Annotated in this window: 2 protein-coding genes; one reads left to right on the top strand and one right to left on the bottom strand. The window is 65.4% G+C overall.

Going from position 1 to position 4,029, the window contains the following annotated elements:
• Nucleotides 1–3 precede the first annotated feature (3 nt).
• Nucleotides 4–1,575 carry an MFS transporter gene (locus EN738_RS07760; protein WP_127283193.1) on the top strand — a complete coding sequence of 524 codons (1,572 nt, stop codon included), beginning with the start codon at nucleotides 4–6 and terminating at the stop codon, nucleotides 1,573–1,575.
• A 34-nt stretch (nucleotides 1,576–1,609) separates the two neighbouring features.
• Here EN738_RS07760 and EN738_RS07755 read toward each other — a convergent pair whose 3' ends face one another.
• A complete protein-coding gene (locus EN738_RS07755) occupies nucleotides 1,610–3,574 on the bottom strand; it encodes a M23 family metallopeptidase (protein ID WP_189340323.1) in 1,965 nt (654 codons plus the stop codon).
• Nucleotides 3,575–4,029 lie beyond the last annotated feature (455 nt).

The raw sequence follows: 4,029 nt of genomic DNA, 5'->3' as shown, positions 1-4,029 counted from the left end.
GTCATGTCAGCTTCGGACGAAAACATCGCCGATTCGCTTTCGACCGCGCAGCGTGCGAACGGCACGTTCTGCCCGCAGGCGCAGCGCAAGTTCGTGCTGATCGCGGCGATCCTGGCGTCCGCGCTCGGTTTCATCGACGGCTCGGTCCTGGCCATCGCGATGCCGGCGCTGCGGGAAAATCTCGGCGCCAGCCTGGCCGAGGTGCAATGGATTTCCAACGCCTATGCGCTGACGCTATCGGCGCTGATCCTGGCAGGCGGTGCCGCCGGCGACCGGTTCGGGCTCAGGCGCGCATTCGTGACCGGCATTGCGCTGTTCATCGCCGCTTCGCTGGCCTGCGCGCTGGCGCCCAATGCCGGCGTGCTGATCGGCTTCCGCGCCATCCAGGGGATCGGCGCCGCCATCATGGTGCCGGGCAGCCTCGCCATCATCGCCAAGGCCTATCCGAAGAAGGAGCGCGGCCGTGCGATCGGCGTCTGGGCTGCGGCCTCGGCGCTGACGACCGCGCTCGGTCCGGTTCTGGGCGGCCTCGTCCTGTCCACCTTCGGCAATGGCATCTGGCGGGCGATCTTCGCCATCAACCTGCCGCTGGGCCTCATCTCGATCTATCTTCTCCTGGCCAAGGTGCCGGCCGATGACGCCACGGAAAAGCGCAGCCTCGACCTCGGTGGCGCCGGACTCGCCACGCTGGCGTTCGGATTGCTGGCCTACGGCCTGACCTCGATGAGCGCCGAGGGCGGCGGCCAAATGTCCTGGCCGAGCATCGCAGCCGGCCTGGTGTTGCTTGTCGTGTTCGTTTTCTTCGAGCGCCAGCATCGCGAGCCGATGATCGACCTGTCGCTGTTTCGGATCGGTGCCTTCGCCGGCGCCAATCTCGCGACCTTCTTTCTCTATTTCGCGCTGTCGGCCAATCTGTTCTACCTGCCGATGCTGCTGATTGCCGGCTGGGGGCTGAGCACGGCCGAGGTCGGCTTCATTTTCGTGCCGCTGTCGGCATCGATCGCGCTGCTGTCGGGACCTGTCGGCCAGTGGTCGGACAAGATCGGGCCGAGATTCCCGATCGCCGCCGGCAGCCTGGTCGTTGCCTTTGCCTTTGCCGGGCTGGCGCTGCTCACCCATGCCGGCATCCACAATTTCTGGACCGGGACCTTTCCATTGATGGCGCTGATGGGGCTCGGCATGGCGCTGGTCGTGTCGCCGCTGTCGACCGCGATCATGACGGCGGTCGAGGACAAGGACACCGGCGCCGCCTCGGGCATAAACAATGCGGTCTCGCGCATCGGCGGCCTGATCGCGGTTGCGGCGATGGGTTCGCTCGCGGCCTGGGTCTACGCACTGAACACCGGCGCTGCGCCCGGCATTCCGGGTTTCGGACAACAGGCGCCGGCAGGGCTTGCATCGGATCTCGAAGCCGCAAGGCTCGCCGCCAGTGACGCGGCCTTCGCGGCCGTCGCCGCCGTCACCACGCTGCTCTGCCTGCTTGCGGCCGTCATCGCCTGGATGACGGTTTCCGGCCAGGCGCTGCCGTGGCCACGCCGAGGGGATGATCCACAGGCTGATTCGCCACGAAACTGATTCGTCGCGGGCGACAGGCGATTCGCTCGCCAACCTATCCTTCGACCTTGGCGCTGGCGACCTTGAGCGGATTGTTGTCTTCCTGCTTGAGCAGGTCGTCGATACGCTCGCGCTCGCGCTTGAAGGCAACCAGGTCGTCGCCTTTCAGCACCTTGCCGACCGGCAGGCGAACGCGCATCGGATCGACCTTGGTGCCGTTGACGATCAGCTCGTAGTGAAGATGCGGGCCGGTGGCGAGGCCGGTCTGGCCGAGATAGCCGATGACCTGGCCCTGGCGGACATGGACGCCTGGCTCGATGCCTTTGGCAAAGGCGGTCTGGTGATTGTAGGAGGTCTCGTAGCCGTTGGCGTGGCGGATGATGATCTGCTTGCCATAGCCGCCGGCCCAGCCGGCCTTCTCGATGGTGCCGTTGCCGGCGGCGATGATCGGCGTGCCGATCGGGGCGGCCCAGTCGACGCCGGTGTGCATGCGGACATAGCCGAGGATCGGATGCCGGCGGGCGCCGAAGCCGGAGCGGAATTTTCCCGCCGGCAGCGGATTGCGCAGCAGGAACTGCTGGGCGCTGGAGCCGTTCTCGTCGAAATAGTCGGTGCCGCCGTCCTGCATCTGGAAGCGATAGAAGTTGCGCAGCTGTCCGCCGAAGGTCGCCGAGACATAAAGCAATTCGGATTCGTCGGAGGCCTGGTCGTCGCCGTCCGGCTGCGAGAACAGCACGTCGATCCTGTCCGAGGGGCTGAGCCGCGACTGGAAGTCGACATCCGAGGCGAGCAGCTTGACCAGTTGCTGGGTCAGCTTCTTCGACATGCCGTAGGAATAGGCGGCGCGGTAGATGCCGTCATAGATGTTGGGCAGGTTGCCGCGCACGATCACCGGCGGCGAATCGTCGAATGCGGTCAGCAGCTCGGGATTGGGCTCGGGCTCCTGCGCCGGCACGTACTGGCCGCGATCGTCGAGCGCGATGGTGACGATGTGCTGGGTCCGGTCATAGACGCTGGTGCGCACCACCTTGGCGGCGTCGCCATGGATTTCGAGCCCGACGCGCAGCACGGTTCCCGCCTTCAGCGCCGGGGCGTTCAAAAGCTTGCCGATCGCCTCGGCCATGCCGGTGGCGTCGCCGCCGGTATAGCCCGAATCAGCAAAGGCCTCGGCGATGTCGGTGTCCTTGGTGAAGGGGATGATTTCCTCGGCGAAGGCCGGCGTCTGATCGTCCGCCTCGACGCGCGGCGAGACGGAGACATTCTCGGGCACGATCTTCACGTCGTAGGAGCCGGCCATGCTTTCGGCGAAGGCATCGCCGAATCGCTGCGGATCGACATAGTGCAAGGAGGCGACCTGGATGGCGCCGTCGCTGAGATCGGTGCCGGCCTCGCGCACCACCTTTTCCACCTCGTCGGCGGACAGGTCGCTCTTCTCGTCGAAGGACGCCGTCTCGATCGGGAAATCGACGGTCTTCAGCGACATCTCGCTTTCGACCTTGGCGCCATAGATCTGGCCGGCGACGGCCGCTGGCGCCGGCTGGCCGGCATTGTCGTCGCCGTCGTCGCTGAACACCTGCATCGGGTCGAAGGGCGGGTAGGGGCGGTTGGTCGTGTGGCCGGCGGCCAGCGCCATCTTGATCTGCACGAAAGGCATGGTGTGGATGACGTCGCGGTCGCCGACCTTGGTGACCATCGACACTTCCATGCGCCGGCGGTCCTTGGCCTTGGCGATCTGGCGCGGCGCCACCAGCCTGGTGGTCTTGGCCATTTCGCCGGAATCGCCGCCGTTTTCCATATGGGCGAGCTCGGCGATCTCGGGTGGCGTCGCCAATTGCTGGCGCCCGTCGAGCGCGGCGAACAGCGCCACGCCCATCAGGACACTGGACGTCACGCCGGTGAGAAAAGTGCCCGACAGCCAGCGCGCCGATACCTCGCGCCGATCGGGCGGGCCGCTCCGGCCATCCGCGATCAGCGGCGGCTCGTTGCCGAGTTCGGCTATGACATCTTCCGTATCTGGCATCCAGAAAGGCTGCTTCTTCCCCGGGCGGAACGGCTTGTCGCTTTTGTTGTGCGCATGACATTTGCCTGTCACGGCGGTTTAAGTCAACGAAACGCCAAGCCTAGGCCGAAATCCCCAACCGCGCGTCTCTTGTAACTGGTCTTCCCACAGTCCCTTATAGAAGGCCTCGCGCGGGGGGTGCGCGGGCGCCTCCTTCGTTGGTGCCGGTGTCGAACCGCAATGCGGCGGCAATAGGGCTCCCTGGTGGCCGCCATCCGTGTTATCCCCGTTCCGTTGGGGCAGCCGGCTATCAACAGGCAGGGGCCGAAACTTCTGTCGCAAAAAGTTCAAAAACATCTGAGAAGGCTGTTGACAGTGTGAAGAGGTGGCGACTATATACGCCTCACCAACGAGGGCGGCTCGCCGCTGGCGACGAAGAAGTTCGCTTCTAAATCTGCCCTTGTGAGAAATTCAAG

The sequence above is a fragment of the Mesorhizobium sp. M4B.F.Ca.ET.017.02.2.1 genome (genome assembly GCF_003998955.1).
Classification (GTDB): Bacteria; Pseudomonadota; Alphaproteobacteria; order Rhizobiales; family Rhizobiaceae; genus Mesorhizobium; species Mesorhizobium abyssinicae.
The sequence above is the reverse complement of the archived record's forward strand: the minus strand, read 5'-3'. Positions and strand labels throughout refer to the sequence as shown.

Bases quoted from the DNA above. Each gene is read 5' to 3' on its own strand.
- EN738_RS07760 (WP_127283193.1), top strand. From the start codon at position 4: ATGTCAGCTTCGGACGAAAACATCGCCGATTCGCTTTCGACCGCGCAG.
- EN738_RS07755 (WP_189340323.1), bottom strand. From the start codon at position 3,574: ATGCCAGATACGGAAGATGTCATAGCCGAACTCGGCAACGAGCCGCCG.